This is a genomic window from Paracoccus sp. SSK6 (assembly GCF_039770665.1).
GTDB lineage: Bacteria > Pseudomonadota > Alphaproteobacteria > Rhodobacterales > Rhodobacteraceae > Paracoccus.
This window is the reverse complement of sequence record NZ_JBDPNJ010000006.1, coordinates 53,277-76,062: the sequence shown is the minus strand read 5'-3', so window position 1 is coordinate 76,062 and position 22,786 is coordinate 53,277. Positions and strand designations below refer to the sequence as shown.

Below are 22,786 nucleotides of genomic sequence, written 5' to 3'. Positions count from 1 at the left end.
AATAAGCGAATTATCGCCGAGGGGCGTTTCTGACACAACGCCGTTCAGGCAGGATCAGTTGCCTGCTGTGTTTCCCGGGTCGGACATCACGGCCTGCCAGTCCTTCATCCGACCCCGGAACCAGATGCGCTGCGCCTTGGCATATTGCCGGGTGGCGATGATCGCGCGTTCCGTCGCGGTGGGCAGATCCATCTTACCGCGAAGATGGGCGATCAGTTCGGGCGCACCGATGGCGCGCGCCCATTGCTGCGCGGGATCCCAGGAGGGCAGAATCGCGCGGGCTTCCTCCAGCGCGCCCTGCCGCATCATCGCATGAAAGCGCCGTGCGATGCGGTCGGCCAGCCAGTCGCGGTCCGCCGTCACCAGGATGCGCTGCGCGTCATCCGGGCCGATCAGCGGCGGCGGGGTGTCGGCCTGCCAGTCTGCCAGCCCGCGTCCGGTGGCGGTCAGCACCTCCCACGCGCGCTGGACGCGGGCGGGGTTCTGCAGGTCGATGCGGGCGCGGGTGGCGGGGTCAAGATCGGCCACCATGCGCGCCAGCCCGCCGTCGGATGCAAGCCGGGCATCCCCTTCGGCCCGGATGGCAGGGGGCACAGGCGGCACATAGGCCAGCCCCTGCGTCAGCGCGGTCAGGTAAAGCCCGGTCCCGCCCACGATGATCAGCCGCCGGTCCAGCAGCCCTGCCACGTCGCGCAGCCAGTCGCCGACGGAATAGGTGACGCCCGGTGCGACATGGCCGTAAAGCGCGTGGGGTGCCTCTGCCTCATCCTGCGGCGAGGGACGCGCCGTCAGCACCCGCCAGCAGGACCAGATCTGCAGCGCATCCGCATTGACGATCAGCCCGCCCTGATCGCGCGCCACGCGTAACGCCAGCGCCGACTTGCCGCTGGCGGTGGGCCCCGCGATCAGCAGGTGGCGCCCAGGGTCGATCTGGTGCATGTCGATCACGGCAGGGCGGCTTTCGGGCAGTTGATCACGGCCGCCTTTTGCGACATTTTGCGCTGCGATGAAAGCGACCGGCGCTGACACGAAGGAATCGACATGAACGTTCTTGGGGGCGCGGCGCCCGCGCAATACGGCAGGGTGATGCTGAAGATCTCGGGCGAGGCGCTGATGGGCGACCAAGGCTATGGCCTGCACCCCCCCACCGTCGCGCGCATCGCCGACGAGGTCGAATCGGTCCAGAAAATGGGGGTCGAGGTCTGCATGGTCATCGGCGGCGGCAACATCTTCCGCGGCCTGCAAGGCAGCGCCCAGGGAATGGAGCGGACGACGGCGGACTACATGGGGATGCTCGCCACCGTGATGAACGCGCTGGCCATGCAATCCGCTCTGGAGGCCAAGGGCCTGCATTGCCGCGTGATCAGCGCCATCCGCATGGACGAGGTCTGCGAGCCCTATATCCGCCGCCGCGCCATCCGGCACCTGGAAAAGAAGCGGATCGTCATCTTCGCGGCAGGCACCGGCAACCCGTATTTCACCACCGACACCGCCGCCACGCTGCGCGCGAACGAGATGAATTGCGAGGCGATCTTCAAGGGCACCAAGGTCGATGGGGTCTATGACAAGGATCCGAAAAAGCACGACGATGCCAAGCGTTACGGCGAGGTCAGCTATGACGAGGTGCTGCAGAAGCATCTGGGCGTGATGGACGCGTCGGCCATCGCGCTTGCCCGCGACAACCGCCTGCCAATCATCGTCTTCTCGCTGGACGAACCGGGCGGGTTCCGCACGATCCTGGAAGGCAAGGGCACCTATACGCGGGTGCATAACTAGGGCCGTCCGGCAACCCCGCATTGGCAGCGGACGGCTGCCGATTCGCGGGGCAAAGGCTTTGCCAAGATCTGGAAATCCCGCTACAAGCAGACAAAATTCAAGGACAGAGGCAGTTTCCCCATGGCAGAGGACATCGAAATCGACATCGACGACCTGGAACGGCGGATGAAGGGCGCGATGGAAAGTCTGCGCCATGAGTTCTCCAGCCTGCGCACGGGTCGCGCCTCGGCCTCGATGATCGAACCGGTGCAGGTCGAGGCTTATGGCCAGATGACGCCCATCAACCAGCTTGGCACGGTGAACGTGCCGGAACCGCGCATGGTCACGATCAACGTCTGGGACAAGTCGATGGTCGGCAAGGTGGAAAAGGCGCTGCGCGAATCCGGCCTGGGGATCAATCCGCAGCTGAACGGCACCATCATCATGCTGCCGATCCCCGAACTGAACGAGGAACGCCGCCGCGAACTGACCAAGGTCGCCGCGCAATATGCCGAAAGCGCCCGCGTCGCGATCCGCAACGTGCGCCGCGACGGCATGGACCAGATCAAGAAGGGCAAGTCGAACGGCATGCCCGAGGATGACCAGAAGTTCTGGGAAACCGCCGTGCAAGAGCTGACCGACAAGATGATCGCCAGCGTCGATCAGGCGTTGGAAGGCAAGCAAGCCGAAATCATGCAGGTCTGAGGGATAGTGATGGCCGCTGAAACCGCACCGCTGCTGACATCGGGCGGGGTCGATCAGCGGCCTCGTCACGTCGCCATCATCATGGACGGCAATGGCCGCTGGGCCACCGAACGCGGCTGGCCCCGGCTGGTGGGCCACCGCCGCGGGGCCGAGCGGGTCAAGCAGATCGTCCGTGCCTGTCCCGACCTGGGCGTGAACTGGCTGACCGTCTATGCCTTCTCGACCGAGAACTGGAAGCGCACGACCGAGGAAGTCCTTGGTCTGATGAAGATCTTTCGCCGCTATATCCAGTACGAGGCCGAGGGTATGGCTGCCGAGGGCGTGCGGCTGCGCTTCATCGGCGGGCGCGAACGGCTGGACGACAAGCTGCAGGCGCTGATGTCCTCGATCGAGGCGCGGACGGCGGGCAACAGCCACCTGAACCTGACGGTCGCGATCAATTACGGCGGGCGGGACGAATTGACCCGCGCATCAACCCGTCTGGCGCAGAAGATCGCGCGGGGCGAGGTGGAGACGCCGACCGAGGCCGATCTGGCTGCCTGCCTGGACACTGCGGGCCATCCCGACCCGGATCTGGTGATCCGCACCTCGGGCGAGACGCGGACCTCGAACTTCCTGCCCTGGCAGGCTGCTTACGCGGAATACGAATTCACGCCGACCCTGTGGCCCGATTTCACGCCTGACCACCTTGCGCAGATCCTGGACCGCTTTGGCCTGCGCGACCGCCGCTTCGGGGGCGTATGAGCGCCGGGCGCGTCAACGCGGTGAAGCCTCCTCCGGGCAAATGGGCCGACCTGTCGCGCCGCGTCGCCTCGACGCTGGTGCTGCTGGGCATCGGCATCATGCTGGCGGTGGCGACGGGCGTCTGGCTGCGGCTGGCGATGGCGCTGATCTCGGCCATCACCTTCTGGGAACTGGCGGCGATGACCGGCTGGAAGAATCCCCGGCTGCATCCCGGCATCTTCGGCGCCTGGCGGCCCTTTGCGCTGGCGGTCATTGCCTTCATGTCGCAGGTCGTGGCGCAGATGTTCGACCATCCGGCGGCGATCCTGGCGCTGCTGTTTCCGCTGGTCGCGGGCATCCCCGGCGCCGCCACGCGCGACCGCTGGACCTATGCGATCTTCGGACTGGCGATCCTGCTGGTCGCCTATGGCCTGGTCGGCTTCCGCGAACAGTTCGGGCTGTCCTTCGTGCTGTGGCTGATGGGGATCGTGATCCTGTCGGACACGGCGGGCTATTTCTTCGGCCGGATAATCGGGGGGCCGAAGTTCTGGCCGTCGCTCAGCCCCAAGAAGACCTGGTCGGGAACGGTCGCCGGATGGATCTGCGCGGCCCTGCTAGGCGCGGTGCTTTATGCGACCGGGCATGGCGACGGGCTGCTGATCTGGATATCGCCCCTGGTCTGCCTTGCGGGACAGATGGGCGACATCGCGGAAAGCTGGCTGAAGCGCCGGGCAGGGGTCAAGGACAGTTCCAACCTGATCCCCGGCCATGGCGGCTTCATGGATCGGTTCGACGCGGTCACCGGCGCGGTGCTTGCGACGATGCTGATCGAGCTTCTGGACTATCTTCCGACGGTGACCTGACCCATGCGGCGCATCTCGATCTTTGGCGCCACCGGCTCGGTCGGGGCGAATGGCGTTGACCTGATCCGCCGCGCGGGCGGACCTGCGGCCTATCATACGGTCGCGCTGACCGGAGGGCGCAACATCGCGCGGCTGGCGCAGATGGCGCGCGAGTTGCGGGCCGAGGTCGCCGTGACCGCGCATCCCGAACTGCTGGGCGAGTTGCGCGATGCCTTGGCCGGCAGCGGGGTCGAGGCCACGGCAGGACCGCAGGCCTTGGTCGATGCCGCGCAGCGGCCCGCCGACTGGGTTCTGTCCGCCATCGTGGGCGCTGCGGGCCTGGTTCCGGGGCTGACCGCCTTGGCGCAAGGGGGCGTTCTGGCACTTGCGAACAAGGAATCGCTGGTCTGCGCCGGGCCGCTGCTGCGCAAGGCCGCCAAGGCCAGTGGGGCGACCATCCTGCCGGTTGATTCCGAACATTCAGCCATTTTTCAGGCGCTTGGACAGGATATCCTCGAATCCGTCAAGCATGTGACCATTACCGCATCCGGCGGCGCCTTTCGCGACTGGCCACTGGAGCGGCTGGCGGCGGCGACGGTGGCCGAGGCCTCGACCCATCCCAACTGGGCCATGGGCCAGCGGATCACCATCGACAGCGCGTCGATGTTCAACAAGGCCATGGAGGTGATTGAGGCGAAGGAATTTTTCGGTCTCCGCCCCGATCAGATCACCGTTCTGGTCCACCCGGAATCGATCATTCACGCCATGGTCAGCCATGTCGATGGCGGCACCATCGCCCATCTTGGCGCGCCCGACATGCGCCATGCCATAGGCTTCGCGCTAAACTGGCCCAACCGCGTCCCGCTGCCGGTCGCGCCGCTGGATCTGGCCGCGCTTGGCAGCCTGACCTTCCGCGCGCCGGATGAGGTCCGCTGGCCCGCCCTGCGCCTTGCGCGAGAGGTGATGGCTGCGGGCGGCATGGCGGGTGCCGTCTTCAACGCGGCCAAGGAACAGGCTCTGGATGACTTCATCGCGGGCCGGATCGGGTTCACGCAGATGGCGCCTCGCGTGGAAATGACCTTGCAGGCCCTGTCGGCGCGCGCGGGCTTCGGCGATGATCCGGCTGACCTGGAGACGGTCCTGCATTGGGACCGCGAAGCACGCAAGGAAGCCGCCGCATGACCGACCTGATCCCGCAATTCGGCGGCACGCTGTGGACGCTGGCGGCCTTCTTCGTGGCGCTGGCGGCGATCGTCACGGTGCATGAGTTCGGCCATTACTATATCGGCAGGCTGTCGGGCATCCGGGCCGAGGTCTTTTCCGTGGGTTTCGGCCCCCGCCTGCTGTCGCGCCGCGACCGCCGGGGCACGCTGTGGCAGGTGGCGGCGATCCCGCTGGGCGGCTATGTGCGTTTCCTGGGCGATGCGAATGCCGCCAGCGCGGGCACCGGCCGCCCGGTCGATCCGGCGCTGCGGCGGCAAACGCTGGCGGGGGCGCCGCTTTGGGCGCGCTTTGCCACGCTGCTGGCGGGGCCGGTCTTCAACTTCGTGCTGTCGATCCTGGTCTTCGGCGGCTTTGCGCTGTTCCAGGGCCTGCCGACCGAGGAGCCGCAGGTCGGCACCATCGCGGAGGCCCCGCCGGGCATCGTCAACGACTTGCAGCCGGGCGACCGGATCCTGGCAGTGGGCGGCCAGCCGGTTCAGACCTGGCGCGACATCGGCCGGATCGCGGAAACCCTGCCGGTTGCCGATCACCAGGACTGGACGGTGCAGCGCGACGGGACCGAGATCACCGTGCGCGGCCCCGACCCCATGCCCGCCCGCATCAGCGGTGTGGCCCCGCGCAGCGCCGCGGCCGAGGCGGGCCTGCGCGCGGGCGATGTGGTGACGGCCATCGAAGGCCAACCTGTCAGTCGCTTCACTCAGATGCGGGGAGCGGTCGAGGCCGCACAGGGCAAGCCGCTGGCCCTGCAGGTCTGGCGTCACGGCAAAGACGTCGCGGATTACACGCTGGTCCCAAAGATGCAGGATCTGCCGGCCGAGGGTGGCGGCTATGAACGCCGCTGGCTGATCGGCGTCACGGGGGGCGAAAGCTTCTTCGCGCCTGCGACCCGGCAGGCAGGGCCGCTGGAATCGCTGTGGCTGGGCGTGGTGCAGACCTGGGGGATCATCACCTCGTCGCTGGAGGGGATGTGGGCCATGATCTCGGGCCAGATCGGCACCTGCAACCTGGGCGGCGCGATCAGCATCGCCGAAAGCACGGGGCAGGCGGCAAGCGCGGGGGGCGGCAGCTTCCTGTGGTGGATCGCGGTCCTGTCGGCGGCCATCGGCTTCCTGAACCTGCTGCCGATCCCGGTTCTGGATGGAGGGCACCTGATGTTCTATGCTTGGGAGGCCGTGACGGGCCGCCCGCCCTCGGACAGGGCCTTGAACCTGCTGACGGCGATCGGCATGGCGGCGGTGCTGTCGCTGATGATTTTCGGGCTCACCAACGATCTTTTCTGTCCCTGACCGCGATGCGCTTTTGACAGGGCAGGCGGATTGATGCACAAGCTTGACGCAAAAGAAGGCGCCGAAAGCAGCGCCAAGGCCGGCTGACGACAAGAGGGGCAGCAATGACACGGAAACTGGGCAAGGGCGCGGTCGCGCTGATGACCGCCTTGACGATCTCGGCCCCGGCGGCGCTGATCCCTGGTGCTGCGGCAGCCTATGTCTTCAACGACGTGCGGATCGAGGGTTCGCAGCGGGTCGAACCGGCGACCGTGCTGTCCTATGCCAATATCGCGCGCGGCCAGGACGTGTCGGCGGGCGAATTGAACGACGCGCTGCAGCGCCTGCAGAACTCCGGCCTGTTCGAGACGGTCGAGATCGTTCCGCAAGGCGGCGTGCTGGTGATCCGGGTCAGCGAATATCCGACGATCAACCAGATCAGCTTCGAGGGCAACCGCCGCATCAAGGACGAGCAACTGGCCGAGGTCGTGCAAAGCAAGTCGCGCCGGGTCTATCAGCCCAGCCAGGCCCTGCAGGACGCGAACAACATCGCCCAGGCCTATGCCGCGCAGGGCCGCCTGGCCGCCCGCGTCGATCCGCGCATCATCCGCCGCAGCGACAACCGTGTCGATCTGGTTTTCGAGGTCCGCGAAGGCAATGTGACGGAAATCGAGCGCATCGGCTTTACCGGCAACCGCGCCTTCAGCGACCGCCGCCTGCGCAACGTGCTGGATACCAAGCAGGCGGGCATCCTGCGCACCTTCATCCGCCGGGACACCTTTGCCCCCGAACGGCTGCAACTGGACGAACAGCTGCTGACCGACTTCTATCGCTCGCGCGGATATGCCGATTTCCGGGTGCAGGCCGTGGCGCCGGAACTGGCGCGCGAACGCGATGCCTTCTACATCACCTTCAACATCCAGGAAGGGCCGCGCTATCGCTTTGCGCAGGTCAACACCGTCTCGGAAATTCCGGGCGTCGATGCGGCGGCATTCGCCGCGCAGAACCGGGTTGGCCGGGGCGATATCTACAACCCCGCCGCCATCGACAACACCATCCGGCGGATGGAAACGGTGGCGATCCAGCAGGGGCTGAACTTCGTCAACATCGAACCCCGCGTGACGCGCAATCCGCAGAACCAGACGCTGGACCTGACCTTTGCCATCACCCGTGGCCCGCGCGTCTTCGTGGAACGCATCGACATCGAGGGCAACACGACCACGCTGGACCAGGTGATCCGCCGCCAGTTCAACACGGTCGAGGGCGATCCCTTCAGCCCGCGCGAAATCCGCAACGCGGCCGAGCGTATCCGCGCGCTTGGCTATTTCAGCGACGCCCAGGTCGAAAGCCGCCCCGGCAGCAGCGACGAACAGGTGATCGTCGATGTGAACGTGGAAGAACAGCCGACCGGCTCGCTGTCCTTCGGGGCGTCCTATGGCGTGGCATCCGGTGTGGGGCTGAACGCGTCCTTGCAGGAAAACAACTTCCTGGGCCGGGGGCAGACGGTGGGGGTGTCGATTTCGACTGCGGATGGCGACCAGTCGTCGTCGCTGACCTTCATCGAACCCTATTTCCTGGGCCGCGACCTGCGCTTCGGCTTCAACACCTATTACAACGTCACCGAGGCGCTGAACTCGGACTACAACACCCGTTCGGTGGGGGTGCGTCCGTCGATCGAGTTTCCGATTTCCCAGAACGGGCGGCTGGAACTGCGCTATCGCCTGTCCAAGGAAACGCTGGGCGGGGTCGAGGATGACAGTTCGGAAATCCTGCAACGCGAGGAAGGGCAGCGCGTCACCTCGGCGCTTGGCTACAGCTATCTGTGGGACACGCGCATCACCGGGCTGGATCCGCTGACCAGCTACAAGCTGCGCTTTTCGCAGGACTTTGCGGGCCTTGGCGGTGATACGAAAAGCGTGACCACAAGCGCCCTGGCCGGGGTGGAAAGCAATGCCTGGCGCGAGGAGGTCACCCTGCGCGCCGAATTCGAGGCAGGGGCAATCCATTCCTATGGCGATTATTCGACCTGGATCCTGGACCGCTATCGCGGTGGCACGCGCATCCGCGGGTTCGAGCCCAACGGCATCGGCCCGCGCGACCTCGCGGCCGAGAACGAGGATGGTCTGGGCGGCAACTATTTCTGGGTGGTCCGCACCGAGGCGCAGTTCCCCGTCGGCCTGCCCGAGGAATACGGGATCTCGGGCGGTCTGTTCGCGGATGTCGGGTCCATCTGGGGCCTGGACGACACGGTCGGCACCAATGGCAATATCGTGGATGATTCAATGAACATCCGCGCCTCGGTCGGGGCGTCGCTGTTCTGGACGACGCCCATCGGCCCGCTGCGGTTCAACTTCTCGAAGGCGCTCAAGAAGGAAGACTATGACGAGGAGCAGAACTTCGACCTGACCATCTCGACGAAGTTCTGATGCGGCTCGCGCGGCTGCTTGCTGCCGGTGCGCTGCTTGCCATGGCGGGCGGCGCTGCGGCGCAGGGTGTGCCGGACGGCACGGCAGATGCGCCGGAACTGCCGTCGCGCACGATCCGCACCCCCGCCGATGCCAAGCCCCTTGCCGGGGCGCCCATCCTGACCGTCGATCAGGAGGCGCTGTTTGCGGCCTCCGACTGGGGCAAGCGGACGCAGCGTGTGCTGGAGGAGGAAGGCGGCAAGATTGAGGCCGAAAACGAGCGCCTTGCCGCCCAGTTGTCGGCCGAGGAAGCCAAGCTGACCGAGCAGCGCGGCACCCTTGATCCGGCCGAGTTTCGCAAGCAGGCCGAGGCTTTTGACATCCGCGCGACCGAGGTTCGGCGTCAGCGTGCCCAGGTCGTGCAGGAGCTGAATGCCTGGGCCGAGGCAGATCGTGTGGCCTTTTATCGCGCCGCGCTGCCCCTGATGGGTGAGATGATGCAGGAACGCGGCGCGGTCGCGGTTCTGGACCGGCGCACGGTTTTTGTGTCCCTGGACGCCATCGACCTGACGCAGGATCTGGTCACGCGGCTGAACAAGGAACTGGGCGACGGCGCGGGGACCGTGCCCTTGCCCGGCAGCAAGCCCTAGCCGGGGCGGCATTTACACCCCTGCCGTGTTCGGTCTGGCGAAGGCCATCGCCTTCGCCACGTGCCAACATATCCATCCGCACCGTCGGGCCCGAAAAGCCTGGTCAGCGCCCGACCCGGCGGGCGCTTCCCGCCCACCGGGTCGGGCGCTGGCCTCTCGGAATTGCGGATGGCACCGTTCCTGATGGCACCGTCACACGCGGGCGAGGGAAACGCATGCGTTTCCTGATCCCGCCCGTTCGGCCATATTTGCCGATCCGCCCTAGGGAAGCCGTGCCAGCCGTTCGGTCAGCAGGTCGAAGAAGCCTTCCCGGTCCAGATTGCGGATGAACAGCGCATTGGCGGGGCGCCCCGATACGCGCCACCAGTCCGCCACCGTCATGCCCGTGGTGAAGCGGCCCTCGGTCTCGATCTCGACATTGATCTCGCGGCCCTCGAACAGGTCGGGGCGCAGCAGCCAGGCGATGGTGCAGGGGTCGTGCAACGGCGCGCCCTCGCTTCCGTATTTTTCCTTGTCGAAGCGCTCGAAGAAATCGGTCCAGCTTGCGATGGCCGGGCCGCAGCGGCCGGGCAGGGCGCGCATCCCCTCGATCCAGCCGCGAGAGGTCAGCGCCTGGTGCGTGGCATCCAGCGGCATCACGACCAGCGGCACGCCTGCGGCAAAGACCTCGACCGCGGCTTCGGGATCGACATAGATGTTGAATTCGGCGGCGGGGGTGACGTTGCCCACCTCGAAATAGGCGCCGCCCATCAGGACGATCTGCTGGACGCGGGCCACGATTTCGGGCGCGCGGCGGAAGGCTTGGGCGATGTTCGTCAGCGGCCCGACGGGGACCAGCGTCACCGTGCCTTCCGGTTCGCGGCGCAGCGTGTCGATGATGAAATCGACGGCGTGCTGCGGCTGCAGGGCGATGGCGGGTTCGGGCAGGTCGATCCCGTCCAGTCCCGATTGGCCGTGGACATTCTCGGCCGTGACCAGCTTGCGCGACAAGGGCCCGTCGCAGCCTGCGAAGACCGGGATGTCAGGGCGCCCGGCCAGTTCCACGATCTTGCGCGCGTTCAGTTCCGTCAGCGGCAGCGGCACGTTCCCGGCGACCACCGTCAGTCCCAGCACCTGCAGTTCGGGACTGGCAAGCGCCAGCAGGATCGCCACGGCGTCGTCCTGACCGGGATCGGTGTCGATGATGATCTTGCGCGCCATGGGTATCTCCTGCCTCGTGGCGCTGTTGTGATTGTCCTTTGCGCGTCATGCAAGCCCCTGCCTGCGGGTGTCTCCATTGACCCTGCGTTCGGCCCGCGATAGGGCGCGGGGCATGGCACGCGCACCCCTTCTTCAACTGACCGACATATCCCTGACCTTTGGCGGCGATCCCGTCTTCGACGGATTGTCCCTGACCATCCAGCCGGGCGACCGGGTGGCCCTTGTGGGCCGCAATGGATCGGGCAAATCGACGCTGATGAAGGTCATGGCGGGCCTGGTCGAGCCAGACAGGGGCGAGGTCGTCCTGAGCGCAGGCGTGTCCACCGGCTATATGGAGCAGGATCCCGACCTGTCGGGCTTTGCCACCCTGGGCGAATTCGCGGCATCCGGCCTGCCGGAGTCCGAGGCTTACCGCGTCGAAATGGCCGCCGAGGGGCTGAAGTTCGACCCCGCGCGTCCCGTTGATACCGCATCCGGCGGGGAACGCCGCCGCGCTGCCCTGGCCCGGCTGCTGGCGCAGGCGCCCGAACTGATGCTGCTGGACGAACCGACCAACCACCTGGACATCGAGGCGATCGGCTGGCTGGAGGATCACCTGTCCCAGACCCGCGCGGCTTACGTCATCATCAGCCACGACCGCGCCTTCCTGCGCCGCCTGACCCGCGCCACCCTGTGGATCGACCGGGGAGAGGTGCGCCGCCAGGAAAAGGGCTTCGAGGGTTTCGAGGACTGGCGTGAGGCCGTCTGGGCCGCCGAGGATGACGCCCGCCACAAGCTGGACCGCAAGATCAAGGCCGAGGCCCGCTGGGCCGTCGAAGGCATCAGCGCGCGCCGCAAGCGCAACCAGGGCCGCGTTCGCGCGCTTGCCGCGCTGCGCGCCGAACGCAGCGCCCAGATCCGGCGGCAGGGCACGGCGGCCATGGCCTTGGACAGCGGCCCGCAGTCTGGCAAGAAGGTGATCGAGGCCAAGGGCATTGCCAAGGCCTTCGGCACCCGCACCATCCTGCGGCCCTTCGACCTGCTGGTGAACCGGGGCGACCGGGTGGCCTTTGTCGGCCCCAACGGCGCGGGCAAGACCACGCTGATCAAGATGCTGACCGGAGAGATCGTTCCCGACGCGGGCACGGTCACGCTGGGCACCAACCTGGAACTGGCGGTTTTCGACCAGACCCGGTCGGCGCTGAACCCCGACCAGACACTGTGGGAATCGCTGACGGGCGATCCTGACATGCGCGTCTCGGGGCGTGCCGATCAGGTCATGGTGCGCGGCCAGCCGCGGCATGTGGTGGCCTATCTCAAGGACTTCCTGTTCGACGATGCGCAGGCCCGCGCGCCGGTGCGCAGCCTGTCAGGGGGCGAGAAGGCGCGGCTGTTGCTGGCGCGGCTGATGGCGCGCCCGTCGAACCTTCTGGTGCTGGACGAACCCACGAACGACCTGGACGTGGAAACCCTGGACCTGCTGCAGGATCTGCTGGGCGATTACGACGGCACCGTGCTGCTGGTCAGCCACGACCGCGACTTCATCGACCGGGTGGCCGACACCACCGTGGCGATGGAAGGCGATGGCCGCGCCACTGTCTATGCGGGCGGCTGGTCCGATTACCGTGCGCAGCGGGGCGAGGATGCGCCCGTTGTTGCGGAAGCCGCGCCGAAGAAGGTCGAGGCCGCACCCGAGAAGCCGAAGGCCGCGAAATCCGGCCTGACCTTCACCGAACGCCATCGCCTCGACGCGCTCCCTGCCGTGATCGAGCGGCTGGAGGCCGAGATCGCCAAGCTGTCCGAGTTCCTGGCGCAGCCCGACCTGTTCACGACCGCCCCCGCCAAGTTCCAGAAGGCAACCGAGGCGCTTGCCGAACGCCAGCAGGCGCTGTCCGAGGCCGAGGAGGAGTGGCTGATCCTGGAGGAAAAGGCGGCGTCCTAAGCCCCCCGTTCGGCATGGTTGCTGATCCAGCCATGCGCGAAGATGATCTTTTCCCGGATCCTGGGCGTCAGGATGAAGGGATACAGGTCCGAATTGTCCAGCGCGCGGTTGATGTCGTTGATGGCGATGGCGACGGCGGCCGCGATGGTCAGCAGGTTGTCGGCATTCTGGTCGGCATAGGGCTGATAACCCTCGGGCACTCCCTTCATCGACAGGCCTGCGCTGACGAAGCTGTCGGTGAAATCCACCATGTGCAGCAGATGGGCCACCGTCTCGGCCCAGTCCTCGTGCGGGTGGGACGTGGCATAGGCGGTGATGAAGTCTTCGCCCGGATCCTTGGGGTTGTCGTAATGCTCTTGCAGGGCGGCGGCGTAGTCAGCGGTCTCGTCCCCGAACAGGGGGCGGAATTCGTCGGTGAAGCCCGGCGCGGCGGCTAGCCGGTCGAACAGGAAATGTGCCAGTTCGTGCCGGAAATGGCCGACCATGGATCGGTATTGCTCGCCCAGTTGATGCTGGCGCTGCAGGCGGATCAGCTCGTCGGCCTCGGTCACGTTGATGACGATCTCGCCGTCGTCATGGCCCATCATGATCTGCTCGGCCCGGCCGGTGCCGGTATTTTCCGACAGCATCTGGAAATGCGGCCGCATCCCTGCGTCGGCATCGGTGAACCACTGCCAGTTCGACAGGTTCGCCAGCACCCAGCGTTTCGCCCGCTCGGCCCGTTCCAGAAGCTGCCGGTTGTCGCCCACGTTCAGGGCAGGCACCGTGTCGGACATGGCGCAGGACCGGCACAGCGTCTTGCCCGGCACCACCGCCCAGTTGCACTGGATGCTGTCTCGCTTGGCGCATGGATCGGCCTTGTTCACCATGGCGCGGGCCTCGGGTTCATAGAACAAGGGCTGGCCGCAGGCGCAGAACAGGTTGTCGAAATACACGCGGGTGTTGCAGGCGGGGCAGGTGAAACTTTGCATGGGCGATGTCCTTGAGGGGAGATGAGGAAACCCTGCCCGGCGCAGGGGTTCCAGGCGGACAGGGAAATATCGCCACTGTTGCCTGCTTGACTTGCAGGACGCCTTCCGCCATATGCAGCCAGACCGGCCGGGCACATGCTCTTGGCCGGCGTGTTATTTTGAAACCCATCCCCTTGCAGGGGATGCGCTGTCCGAAGGCGGCAAGGCCGAACGCCGGAGCGATCCGGGGCCGAAGGACGCGGAAACGAAGGAAACGATGCGATGTTCGCGGTTCTGAAGACGGGCGGCAAGCAGTACAAGGTGCAGGCGGGCGATGTCCTGCGCGTTGAAAAGCTGAATGCCGCGGCTGGCGACAAGGTCCAGTTCAACGAAATCCTGATGGTCGGCCAGACCCTGGGCGCCCCGCTGGTTGACGGTGCCTGCGTGCAGGCCGAAGTGATCGACCAGATCAAGGCCGACAAGGTCATCACCTTTGTCAAGCGCCGCCGCAAGCACAGCTCGCAGCGCACGCGCGGGCATCGCCAGCAGCTGACCCTGCTGCGCGTGACCGACGTTCTGGCCGAAGGCGCGGCATCGACCGGCGTGAAGACCGCCGTTGGCGCCCGCACCAAAGAAAACGCGTAAGGAGTCTGACCCATGGCACACAAGAAAGCAGGCGGTTCGTCCCGCAACGGTCGCGATTCGGCTGGCCGTCGTCTTGGCGTCAAGCTGTATGGCGGCCAGGAAGCCGTCGCCGGCAACATCATCGTGCGTCAGCGCGGCACCAAGTGGTGGGCGGGTGACAATGTCGGCATGGGCAAGGACCATACCCTGTTCGCGCTGACCGATGGCCAGGTGACCTTCAAGAAGGGCCTGAAGGGCCGCACCTTTATTTCGGTGGTTCCCGCGACCCTCGAAGCAGCCGAGTAACCCGAGCTTAACATTTCAGTGTTACAGGGGGATCGGCGGAAGCCGGTCCCCCGCCTGTTTTCCGGGGAGGGAAGATGGTCATGTCTGCACCGATGCGGGAGGGAACGCGCTTGGACGATCTGAAGATATCGGACTCCGCGCTGAACCAGCCCGTCATCGCCACCGAACGTTTCGTCCTGCGGCCCCTGCGTCCTTCGGATGCGGGGATGATCGCGCATTACACCTCGGACAAGCGCGTGGCCGAAGGAACGCGGGCGATCCCGCATCCGCTGCCGCCGGGCGCGTCCGAAGGCTTCGTGGCCCGCGCCCTGTCGCCCGACCGGACCGAGGATGTCTGGGCCATCGACGGGTCCGAGAACAAGCTGGCCGAACTGCTGGGCGTTGTGTCCCTGACGCGGATGGAGGGCAACCAGTCCGAACTGGGCTTCTGGATCGGCGCGGGTTTCTGGAATACCGGCTTCGCGACCGAGGCGGTCGATGCCCTGGTGCGCGCCAATCCGCACAAGGCTCGGACGCTGTTTGCCGAGGCGTTCCAGGACAATCCCGGCTCGGCCCGCGTTCTGACCAATTGCGGGTTCGTCTATCTGGGCGACGCGGAAAGCTGGTCTGTGGCCCGCAATGCCCGCGTGCCGACCTGGACCTATCTGCGCAAGATGGGTTGAGCGGCAGGGGGCGCTCGCGCCCCTCTGGCGCGCAGGCGCGCCATTCACCCCCGAGGGTATTTGGGCAAAGAAGAAGGCCGGTTGCAGAATCTGCAGCCGGTCGCTTGCATTCGGAGGGCAAGACCATAACTCGACAGGATGAGCATTCCGTTTTCCCTTCTCGACCTGTCCCCCGTCCCCGAGGGCTTCGAAGCCCAGGACGCCATCCGCAACACGCTTGACCTGGCGCGCCAGGCCGAGGGCTGGGGCTATCGCCGGTTCTGGCTGGCGGAACACCACAACATGCCGGGCATCGCCAGCGCGGCGACGGCGGTGCTGATCGGTCTGGTGGCGCAGGCCACGTCCCGCCTTCGGGTCGGGGCGGGCGGCATCATGCTGCCGAACCATGCGCCGCTGACGGTGGCCGAATCCTTCGGGACGCTGGCGACCGCCTTCCCCGATCGGATCGACCTGGGCCTTGGCCGCGCGCCGGGCGGGGATGGCGCCGTGATCCGCGCGCTGCGGCGCGATCCGACGGCCGACAGCTTTCCGCAGGATGTGGTCGAGTTGCTGGACTATCTTGGCCCCGAACGTCCCGGCGCGCCGGTGCGTGCCTTGCCGGGCGAGGGGACGAATGTGCCGGTCTGGATCCTGGGCAGCAGCCTCTTCGGTGCGCAACTGGCCGCGCATCTTGGCCTTCCCTATGCCTTTGCCAGCCATTTCGCGCCCTCCGACATGGAGCGGGCCATTGCCATTTACCGCGACCGCTTCCGCCCCGGCCCCTGGAACGACAAGCCGCAGGTGATGATCGCGATCAACGTCTTTGCCGCCGATGACGTGGAGGAGGCGAAGTATCTGCGGACCTCGATGCAACTGGCCTTTGCGCGGCTGCGGACCGGGATGCCCGGCAAGCTGCCGCGCCCGGTACGCGACCTGGATGCCGAGATCGGACCGCAGATGCGCCACATGGTCGATCAGGCGCTGAAGATCAGCGCAGTCGGCGATGCGGGGCAGGTCAGGGACCAGATGCAGGCGCTGATCGCGCAGCATCGCCCGGACGAGGTGATCCTGACCGGGCAGATCCACGACCATGCGGCGCGGCTGCGCAGCTTCGAGATCGCGGCAGAGGTGATGCGGTCGCTATAGGCTGGCGGGATGGCGCGGGGCTGTCTTGCTGGCGATAGCGGTGCGGGTGCTGGCATGATGCTGGCAGGCAGGACCACGGGCGGACTGGCGTGAAGCTGGCTTGCTGGGGTCCGAAAAGCTGGCTGGCGGGTTCGCTGGCTGGCTTTGTTGGCTTCCGTATAACGCGGCGCATTCCTGTCTGCAAGGAAAATCCAGCAAAAACAAATAGTTGACAGATTAAGTCGGGAGTTCGGAAAGCGGGCATGAGACCCGCATGAAAAAGCCGCCGATGCATGGGGCATCGGCGGCTTTGGAAAGGCGGGACGAATCAGGGCCGGGTGCGCAGCAGGCCCATGATCTCTTTCGTGCGTTCCAGGATCGGGGTCGCGATCTCATCCGCGCGCACGGCGCCTTGGCCCAGGATGCGGTCGATTTCCGCCGGATCGGCCATGTAGTCGTTCATCCGCCGTGTGATCGGTTCCAGCGAGGCGACGGCCAGGTCCGCCAGCGCGGGCTTGAAGGCGCCGAAGCCCTGTCCCTCGAACCGCGCCAGGACTTGGTCGGGCGTCTCGTCGGCAAGCGCGGCATAGATGTTGACCAGGTTCCGCGCCTCGGGCCGGTCCTTCAGGCCTTTGGTGCTGCCGGGCAGGGGGTCGGCGTCGGTGCGGGCCTTGCGGATCTTTTGCGCGATGGCATCGGCGCTGTCGGTCAGGTTGATGCGGCTGGCGTCCGAAGGATCGGATTTCGACATCTTCTTGGACCCATCCCGCAGCGACATGACGCGGGTGGCCGCGCCTTCGATCAGCGGCTCGGTCATCGGGAAATGCTCGACGCCATAGTCGTGGTTGAACTTCGCGGCGATGTCGCGGGTCAGCTCCATGTGCTGCTTCTGGTCCTCGCCCACCGGCACGGCGGTCGCCTGATAGGTCAGGATGTCCGCGGCCATCAGCGAAGGATAGGCCAGCAAGGCAAGGCTGACGTTTTCGGTGTTCTTGCCCGCCTTGTCCTTGAACTGTGTCATCCGGTACATCCAGCCGACGCGCGCCACGGTGTTCAGCAGCCAGGCCATTTCCGCATGGGCCGAGACCTGGCTCTGGTTGAACAGGACCGACTGCTGCGGATCCACGCCCGCCGCCATGAAGGCCGCCGCGGCCTCGCGGATGTTGCGGCGCAGGGTTTCGGGATCCTGCCAGACGGTGATCGCGTGCAGGTCCACAAGGCAATAGATCGTCTCGGCCTGATCGCCCTGAAGCGCCGCGAAACGCTTGAGCGCGCCCAGATAGTTGCCAAGCGTCAGCCCGCCCGAGGGCTGGATCCCTGAAAAGATGCGGGGGGTGAAACGGGTCTTCGTCGTCTCGGTCATGTCGGGCCTGCTTGGATTTTCGCTGCCAGTGGCTTAGCCCTTGCCCAAAGCGACCGCAACCGCGAAGGAAAACCGATGCGCCAGGCCATGCCCACCTCGCCCCTCAACCCGCTGCCTGCGGTCCTCTGGGCGCTTGCCTTGCCTGCCATTGCTGGGGAAATCGTATTCCTGCTGGGCCAGACGGGTCTGGTCGGCGGGGCGCAGGGCGTGGGCTTGCGCTTGTCCGCCATGCAGATGACGGCCTTTGCGCCGGAAATGGTGCAGCGCATGTGGCAACTGGGCGCGATCGATTGGGACCAGATCTATCGCATCCTGTCCTACAGCTTCGTCAATTCGTCCTTCACCCATGCGCTGTTCGTCGTGGTCTTCACGCTGGCGCTGGGCAACATGATAGCGCGGGAGTTCCGGCCCTGGGCCGTCGCGGCGCTGTTCCTTGGGTCGGCCATCGGCGGCGCGCTGGTCTACACGGCGGCGATCTCGATCCTGCCCGGCCGGCCGGGACCGCTGATCGGCGGCTATCCGGCGGTTTATGGGTTGGTGGGTGCCTTCACCTTCCTGCTGTGGTCGCGGCTTGGGGCGGTCCATGCCAACCGGATGCGCGCCTTCATGTTGATCGGGATGCTGCTGGCGTTCCAGCTTGTCTTCGGCATCGTCTTCGGCGGCGCCGGTTACGGCTGGATCGCCGAGTTCGCGGGTTTCGCCACGGGCTTCCTGCTCAGCTTCCTGCTGGTCGATGGCGGCGTGCAGCGGGTCCTGCGCCAGATCCGGGCGCGTTAACCGCGCCGGACCGAGGCCTTGAGATCCGACAGCCGATAGGCGCGTGTCGCGAAGCTGAGCGCGAAATAGATCGCGGCACCGCCGAAGACGAGGGCTGCAAGGCCCGGTACGCGGCTGACGCCCGCGCGGTCCAGCCAGCCCATCATCAGCCACAGCGCCCCCGCCATCAGCGCCGATGACAGCACGATCAGCGGCGTCTTGCGGCGCAGGCGCGTGTCGGCACGGGCAGAATCGCCCATGGTCCGCGTGCCCCACCACAGTTGCGCGACCATGATCCAGGCCGCGACGGTGGTGCCAAGGGCAGCGGCCAGGAAGCCGAAAACCGGCATCAGCCCGAAGGCCACGATTGCGTTCACGACCATCGACCACAGGGCATAGCGGAAGGGGGTCTTCGTGTCCTCGCGCGCGAAATACAGCGGTTGCAGGATCTTCTGCAGGACGAAGGCGGGCAGGCCGAAGGCATAGACGAGCAGCGCGCGGGCCGTCTGGGTGGTATCTTCGGCGGTGAACTCCCCGCGTTCGAACAGGGTGCGGACCATGGGTTCCGCGATCACGGCGATGGCGAAGGCGGCGGGCAGGGTCAGGAACAGGCCGAACTCAGTCGCGCGGGAATAGGCGGACTGGCCGCCGGCGTGATCGCCCGCGCGCAGGCGGCGGGATAGTTCGGGCAGCAGGACCACGGCCACGGCGGCGCCGACGACGCCGAGGGGTAGCTGATACAGACGGTCGGAATAGGACAGCCAGGAAATCGCGCCCTCGAAATGGCTGGCGACCTGGCGGCCCACCAGCAGGTTGATCTGCACGACGCCGCCGGCAAAGGCCGCAGGCAGGGCCACGGCCAGCAGGCGGCGCATGTCGGGTGTCAGGCGCGGGCGGCGGGGGCGGAAGCTCCAGCCGGTGCGATGCGCGTCCCACCAGACCAGCGCAAGCTGGGCGATCCCGGTCAGGGGCGTGGCCCAGGCCAGCGTCAGGCCCACGTCCCAGCCTTGCCACCAGGCGATCGCCATGGCGGCGATGAACAGCAGGTTCAGCAGCACCGGCGCGGCGGCGGCGGCGGTGAAGCGGCCATTGGCGTTCAGCACGCCCGAGATCATCGAAGCCAGCGAGATCAGCAGGATATAGGGGAACATGATCCGGCCATATTGCACGGCCAGCGGAAAACGCTCGTCCCCCGCAAAGCCAGAGGCCATCAGCCAGACCAGAACCGGCATGAAGACCATGGCGACGGCGGACAGCAGCAGCACAGTCATCAGGAGGCCTGAAAAGGCCTCGGACGCGAAGCGCTGCGCATCAGTGCGGTCGTCCAGCTTCTTGGAAAACATCGGCACGAAGGCAGTGTTGAACGCGCCCTCGGCAAAGAAGCGGCGGAACATGTTGGGCAGCGACAGGCCCACGAAAAAGGCGTCGGCCACTGCGCCGCTGCCCAGCCAGGCGGCCATCAGGATATCGCGGACAAAGCCCGAGACACGCGACACGAAGGTCCAGATCCCTACCGAAAGGAATCCCCGCACCAGTCCCGATTTCATGGATTATGCCTCTGCCCGTTTTGCCCCGTCGGCGATGGCCGCACGCAGTTTCTTTTCCAAGGCGTCGCGCTTGGCATCGCTGTGCAGTTTGAGGCCGAACATATCCTTGACGTAGAAACTGTCCACCACCTGCGCGCCGAAAGTGGCAATGACCGCGCTGACGATCTGGATATGGTTCGCGGCCATCGTCCGGGTCAGGTCGTAAAGCAGGCCGGGACGGTCGCGGGTATCGACCTCGATGATGGTATAGATGTCGCTGCCTTCGTTGTCGAAGGTGACATGGGTGGGGAACCTGAACTCCCGCGTGCGCTTCTTGGGTTTGTCGCGGGTGGCAAAGGCCTCGCGCGCGACGATTTCGCCCTTGAGCGTGCGCAGGATGGTCTGGCGCAGCTTGGGCAGCCGGTCTTCGGCAAAGGGGCGGGCATCGGGATCCTGGACCCAGAAGACGGCCGTGGCAAAGCCGTCGCGCGTCGTATAGGTCCGCGCGTCCACGACGTTCGCGCCCATCAGCGTCAGCGCCCCGCAAAGCCGGGAAAAGATGCCCGGATGGTCGGCCAGCACGAAGGCCGCCCGCGTGGCGTCCCTGTCATGGTCGGCGCGCAGGTCGGTGCGGATTTCATCCGGGCCGATATCGCCCAGCAGTTCGGCAAAGGTGGCCTGCGTCTCGGTCGGAAGGCCTGACCAATAGCTGTCGTAATGCCGTCCCAGTTCGGTTCGGATCGCCCTGGCCTCCCACCCCTTGGCGATCAGCATGTGGCGCAGGCTGCGCTTGGCCTCGTTCTGGCGGCGGTCGCGATTCAGCTCCTCCAGCCCGTTTTCCAGAACCTCGGCGGTATCCGTGTGCAGCTTGCGCAGCAGCGCGGCCTTCCAGTTGTTCCAGGTGCCGGGGCCGACGCCCCGGATGTCGCAGACGGTCAGGACCAGCAGCATGTCCAGACGCTTGCGGGTCTTCACCGCCTTGGCGAAGTCGCGCAGCGTGCGGGGGTCGGCGATGTCGCGCTTCTGCGCCACGTCGGACATCAGCAGGTGGTTGCGGATCAACCACTCCACCGTGTCGATGTCATCCTGCGAAAAGCCGAAGCGTGCCGCGATCCGCCGCCCCAGCCGCGCGCCCAGGATCGAGTGATCCTCGCGCCGTCCCTTGCCGATATCGTGCAGCAGGGTCGCCAGATAGAGGACGCGGCGGTTGATGCCCGTTTCCATGATCTCGCTGGACAGGGGCAGATCCTCGGGATGCTCGCCCCGTTCGATCTCGGCCAGGGCGGCGACGCATTGGATCGAATGTTCGTCCACCGTGTAGTGGTGATACATGTTGAACTGCATCATCGCCACGACGGGTTCGAATTCGGGGATGAAGGCCGCCAGCACGCCCAGTTCGTTCATGCGGCGCAGACCCCGTTCGGGATTGCCGTGCTTCAGCAGCAGGTCCATGAAGATGCGTGTGGCCTCGGGGTCCGACCGGACCTTGTCGTCGATCAGGTCCAGATTAGCCGCGACCAGGCGCATGGCATCGGGATGGATCAGGATGCCGGTGCGCAACGCTTCCTCGAACAGGCGCAGGATGTTCAGGGGATCCTTCAGGAACTCGGCGTCGTTCGCGATGCCAAGACGGCCATGCTGGTCGGTGAATCCCGGCTTCATCTTGCGGCGGCGGCGGAACAGCCGGCCTAGGAAGGGCGCGCTGCGGACGTGACGGGCTTCCAACTCGGTCAGGAAGACGCGGGTCAGCTCGCCGACATGGGTGGCGTGGCGGAAATAATCCTGCATGAAATACTCGACCCCGCGCCGGGCCGAGGTGTCCTTGTAGCCCATGCGGCGCGCGACCTCGACCTGCATGTCGAAGGACAGCACGTCCACGGGGCGGCCCGCGATCAGGTGCAGATGGCAGCGCGCGGCCCAGAGGAAATCCTCGGCCTGCCAGAAGGCCAGGTGTTCTTCCCGCGTAAAGACGCCCAGATCGACCAGTTGGGCGGCGCGGTCCACGCGATGGATGTATTTCGCGATCCAGTACAGCGTCTGCAGGTCGCGCAAGCCCCCCTTGCCCTCCTTGACGTTGGGTTCCAGGACATATCGCTGCCCGCCCTGCCGCTGGTGGCGGGCGGCGCGTTCATCGAGCTTGGCCTCGATGAATTCCGGGATGGTCTTGGAAAAAAGCTCGGTCCACAGGCGTTCGCGCAGCTCTTCGGCCAGGGGCGCATAGCCCGTCACCAGCCGGTGTTCCACCAAGGAGGTGCGGATGGTCATGTCGCTCGCGCCAAGGCGGATGCAGTCGTCCACGCTGCGGATTGAATGGCCGATCTTCAGCTTCAGATCCCACAGGATATACAGCATCGATTCGACGACGCTTTCCGCCCAGGCGGTGATCTTCCACGGCGTCAGGAACAGCAGGTCCACGTCCGATTGCGGCGCCATCTCGGCCCGGCCGTAGCCGCCGACGGCCAGCACCGCCAGCCGTTCGGCGTCCGAAGGGGATTGCTGCGGATGCAGGCAGGTGGTGGCGACGTGATGGGTGGCGATGACGATGCCGTCGGTCAGGCTGGCGATGGCCCGCACGGTTTCGCGCGCGGCGCGGGGATGGCTGGCCAGCCCGGCCTCGATGTCGCGCATCGCCTCGGCCCGTGCGTCCGACAGCAGCGACACGGTGCGGGCGCGGATTTCCTTGCGGTCGGTCAGCCCGGCAAGGGCCTGGTCAAGGATCGGCAGGAAACTGGCAGGGTCAAAGATCGGATGCGCCCCGGACAGGGCCGGGGCGCTTTGCCGAACAGTCGTATCGGGCAGGTCGGC

General features: G+C 66.3%; 20 protein-coding genes. 14 read left to right on the top strand and 6 right to left on the bottom strand.

Going from position 1 to position 22,786, the window contains the following annotated elements:
• Positions 1-54 precede the first annotated feature (54 nt).
• Positions 55-939, bottom strand: a complete 885-nt coding sequence (gene miaA / locus AAIL68_RS06335) for a tRNA (adenosine(37)-N6)-dimethylallyltransferase MiaA (protein WP_347138904.1) — start codon at positions 937-939, stop codon at positions 55-57.
• A 102-nt stretch (positions 940-1,041) separates the two neighbouring features.
• On the opposite strand from miaA, the gene pyrH reads away from it, so the two are divergent.
• The 8 genes from pyrH (at position 1,042) to AAIL68_RS06295 (ending at position 9,569) form a co-directional block, all read left to right on the top strand.
• Positions 1,042-1,776 carry a UMP kinase gene (pyrH, locus tag AAIL68_RS06330; RefSeq protein WP_347138771.1) on the top strand — a complete coding sequence of 245 codons (735 nt, stop codon included), beginning with the start codon at positions 1,042-1,044 and terminating at the stop codon, positions 1,774-1,776.
• Between the two features lie 120 nt (positions 1,777-1,896).
• Positions 1,897-2,460 (top strand): ribosome recycling factor, encoded by a 564-nt coding sequence (frr, locus tag AAIL68_RS06325; RefSeq protein WP_347138769.1) that lies wholly within the window; start codon positions 1,897-1,899, stop codon positions 2,458-2,460.
• A gap of 9 nt (positions 2,461-2,469) precedes the next feature.
• Positions 2,470-3,204, top strand: coding sequence for a polyprenyl diphosphate synthase (gene uppS / locus AAIL68_RS06320; RefSeq protein ID WP_347138767.1), 735 nt, complete (start codon positions 2,470-2,472; stop codon positions 3,202-3,204).
• Positions 3,201-4,046 carry a phosphatidate cytidylyltransferase gene (locus AAIL68_RS06315; RefSeq protein ID WP_347138765.1) on the top strand — a complete coding sequence of 282 codons (846 nt, stop codon included), beginning with the start codon at positions 3,201-3,203 and terminating at the stop codon, positions 4,044-4,046. Before uppS ends, AAIL68_RS06315 begins: the two co-directional genes overlap by 4 nt.
• A 3-nt stretch (positions 4,047-4,049) precedes the next feature.
• Positions 4,050-5,207 (top strand): 1-deoxy-D-xylulose-5-phosphate reductoisomerase, encoded by a 1,158-nt coding sequence (gene dxr, locus AAIL68_RS06310; RefSeq protein ID WP_347138763.1) that lies wholly within the window; start codon positions 4,050-4,052, stop codon positions 5,205-5,207.
• Positions 5,204-6,535, top strand: a complete 1,332-nt coding sequence (gene rseP, locus AAIL68_RS06305) for an RIP metalloprotease RseP (protein WP_347138761.1) — start codon at positions 5,204-5,206, stop codon at positions 6,533-6,535. The genes dxr and rseP overlap by 4 nt, the downstream gene beginning before the upstream one ends.
• A 104-nt stretch (positions 6,536-6,639) precedes the next feature.
• The gene (gene bamA, locus AAIL68_RS06300) at positions 6,640-8,940 is read left to right on the top strand and encodes an outer membrane protein assembly factor BamA (RefSeq protein WP_347138759.1); all 2,301 of its coding nucleotides are present in this window, start codon (positions 6,640-6,642) and stop codon (positions 8,938-8,940) included.
• Positions 8,940-9,569: an OmpH family outer membrane protein gene (locus tag AAIL68_RS06295; RefSeq protein WP_347138758.1), complete on the top strand. Its 630-nt coding sequence runs from the start codon at positions 8,940-8,942 to the stop codon at positions 9,567-9,569. Before bamA ends, AAIL68_RS06295 begins: the two co-directional genes overlap by 1 nt.
• Before the next feature lie 261 nt (positions 9,570-9,830).
• Here AAIL68_RS06295 and AAIL68_RS06290 read toward each other — a convergent pair whose 3' ends face one another.
• Positions 9,831-10,769, bottom strand: a complete 939-nt coding sequence (locus tag AAIL68_RS06290; RefSeq protein WP_347138757.1) for a nucleoside hydrolase — start codon at positions 10,767-10,769, stop codon at positions 9,831-9,833.
• A gap of 112 nt (positions 10,770-10,881) precedes the next feature.
• Between AAIL68_RS06290 and AAIL68_RS06285 the strand changes: the two genes are divergently transcribed.
• Positions 10,882-12,690 carry an ATP-binding cassette domain-containing protein gene (locus AAIL68_RS06285; protein ID WP_347138756.1) on the top strand — a complete coding sequence of 603 codons (1,809 nt, stop codon included), beginning with the start codon at positions 10,882-10,884 and terminating at the stop codon, positions 12,688-12,690.
• Here AAIL68_RS06285 and AAIL68_RS06280 read toward each other — a convergent pair.
• A complete protein-coding gene (locus AAIL68_RS06280) occupies positions 12,687-13,661 on the bottom strand; it encodes a putative zinc-binding metallopeptidase (protein WP_347138755.1) in 975 nt (324 codons plus the stop codon). The genes AAIL68_RS06285 and AAIL68_RS06280 overlap by 4 nt on opposite strands.
• A 261-nt stretch (positions 13,662-13,922) precedes the next feature.
• Here AAIL68_RS06280 and rplU point away from each other — a divergent pair, with 261 nt between their 5' ends.
• From rplU to AAIL68_RS06260, 4 genes are all read left to right on the top strand, one after another.
• On the top strand, positions 13,923-14,285 hold the full coding sequence (gene rplU, locus AAIL68_RS06275; RefSeq protein WP_347138754.1) for a 50S ribosomal protein L21: 363 nt from the start codon (positions 13,923-13,925) through the stop codon (positions 14,283-14,285).
• Positions 14,286-14,297: 12 nt separating this feature from the next.
• Complete coding sequence (gene rpmA / locus AAIL68_RS06270; protein WP_347138752.1) at positions 14,298-14,570, top strand: 50S ribosomal protein L27; 273 nt, start codon at positions 14,298-14,300, stop codon at positions 14,568-14,570.
• Between the two features lie 110 nt (positions 14,571-14,680).
• A complete protein-coding gene (locus AAIL68_RS06265) occupies positions 14,681-15,232 on the top strand; it encodes a GNAT family N-acetyltransferase (RefSeq protein WP_347138751.1) in 552 nt (183 codons plus the stop codon).
• Positions 15,233-15,370: 138 nt separating this feature from the next.
• Positions 15,371-16,357, top strand: coding sequence for an LLM class flavin-dependent oxidoreductase (locus tag AAIL68_RS06260; RefSeq protein ID WP_347138750.1), 987 nt, complete (start codon positions 15,371-15,373; stop codon positions 16,355-16,357).
• A 307-nt stretch (positions 16,358-16,664) separates the two neighbouring features.
• On the opposite strand, the gene trpS is transcribed toward AAIL68_RS06260, so the two are convergent.
• Complete coding sequence (gene trpS, locus AAIL68_RS06255) at positions 16,665-17,699, bottom strand: tryptophan--tRNA ligase (protein ID WP_347138748.1); 1,035 nt, start codon at positions 17,697-17,699, stop codon at positions 16,665-16,667.
• Positions 17,700-17,774: 75 nt separating this feature from the next.
• On the opposite strand from trpS, the gene AAIL68_RS06250 reads away from it, so the two are divergent.
• Positions 17,775-18,476, top strand: a complete 702-nt coding sequence (locus tag AAIL68_RS06250) for a rhomboid family intramembrane serine protease (RefSeq protein ID WP_347138747.1) — start codon at positions 17,775-17,777, stop codon at positions 18,474-18,476.
• On the opposite strand, the gene murJ is transcribed toward AAIL68_RS06250, so the two are convergent.
• Together murJ and AAIL68_RS06240 are read right to left on the bottom strand one after the other, a co-directional pair.
• Positions 18,473-20,002: a murein biosynthesis integral membrane protein MurJ gene (murJ, locus tag AAIL68_RS06245; protein WP_347138746.1), complete on the bottom strand. Its 1,530-nt coding sequence runs from the start codon at positions 20,000-20,002 to the stop codon at positions 18,473-18,475. The two genes, AAIL68_RS06250 and murJ, sit on opposite strands and share 4 nt — an antisense overlap.
• Before the next feature lie 3 nt (positions 20,003-20,005).
• The gene (locus AAIL68_RS06240; protein ID WP_347138902.1) at positions 20,006-22,780 is read right to left on the bottom strand and encodes a [protein-PII] uridylyltransferase; all 2,775 of its coding nucleotides are present in this window, start codon (positions 22,778-22,780) and stop codon (positions 20,006-20,008) included.
• Between the last annotated feature and the right edge of the window lie 6 nt (positions 22,781-22,786).